General features: G+C 65.9%; 1 protein-coding gene. It reads right to left on the reverse strand.

The window, feature by feature from the left end:
• Positions 1 to 1,044 (reverse strand): potassium/proton antiporter (locus U1R88_RS35595; RefSeq protein WP_322435559.1); only part of this gene is annotated, 1,044 nt, incomplete at both ends.

Consider the following 1,044-nt stretch of genomic DNA (forward strand, 5'->3'; position numbering starts at 1 on the left):
GTCGCCTTCGAGGACGAAGTCGCCGAAGAAGCGCAAATCGAGGCCCCGTTGCGGTGCCTGGCTGAACAGTTTGCCCAGAGCCGGCAGGTTGTGTTCGTGGCCGATCACACAGAGCAAATCGTCGACTTCCAGCACCGTACTACCCGACGGATGGAGCAGTTGCTGGCCACGAAACAGCGCGGCGATGCGCGTGCCTTCGGGCATTTTCAGCTCGCGCAGGGCCGCGCCGATGCACCACTTCTCGGCGCCCAGGCGATAGATGAACAGCTCCCCCTCGCTGGTCGGATGGACCTGCAGGCCGGCACGGGAAAAGGGCGCCGGCTCCGGCGGGACCGTCACCTTGAGCAGCTTGGCCGCCAGCGGCAGGCTGGAGCCCTGTACCAGCAGCGATACCAGCACGATGAAAAAGGCCACATTGAAGAACAGCTGGGCCTGGGGCAGCCCGGCCATCATCGGGAATACCGCCAGAATGATGGGGACCGCGCCGCGCAGCCCGACCCAGGCGATAAAGGCCTTTTCCCGGTCATGGAAGGCGCGGAAGGGCAGGAGGCCGATGGCCACCGACAGCGGGCGGGCGACCAGGATCATCCACAGCGCCAGACCCAGGGCGGGCAGGGCGATGGGCAGCAGGTTGTGCGGCTCCACCAGCAGGCCCAGCACCAGGAACATGCCGATCTGGGCGAGCCAGGCCATGCCGTCGAGCATGTGCAGCATGCCGTGGCGGCTGCGAATCGGCCGGTTGCCCATCAGCAGGCCGGCGAGATAAACGGCAAGGATGCCGCTGCCATGCACGGTGTTGGTCAGGGCGAAGACCAGCAGGCCGCCACTGATGGCCAGCAGCGGATAGAGGCCGTCGGCGAGGTGGATGCGGTTGATCAGCTGCAGCAGCAGCCAGCCGCCGCCCAGGCCGATCACCCCGCCAATGGCGAATTCGCTGACGAAATGGCCGAGCAGACTCCAGCTGAAACCGCTCTCGCCGCTGGCGAGCATCTCGATCAGGGTGACGGTGAGAAAGACCGCCATAGGGTCGTTGCTGCCGGATTC

Source organism: Labrys sedimenti, from assembly GCF_034424805.1.
GTDB classification, from domain to species: domain Bacteria; phylum Pseudomonadota; class Alphaproteobacteria; order Rhizobiales; family Labraceae; genus Labrys; species Labrys sedimenti.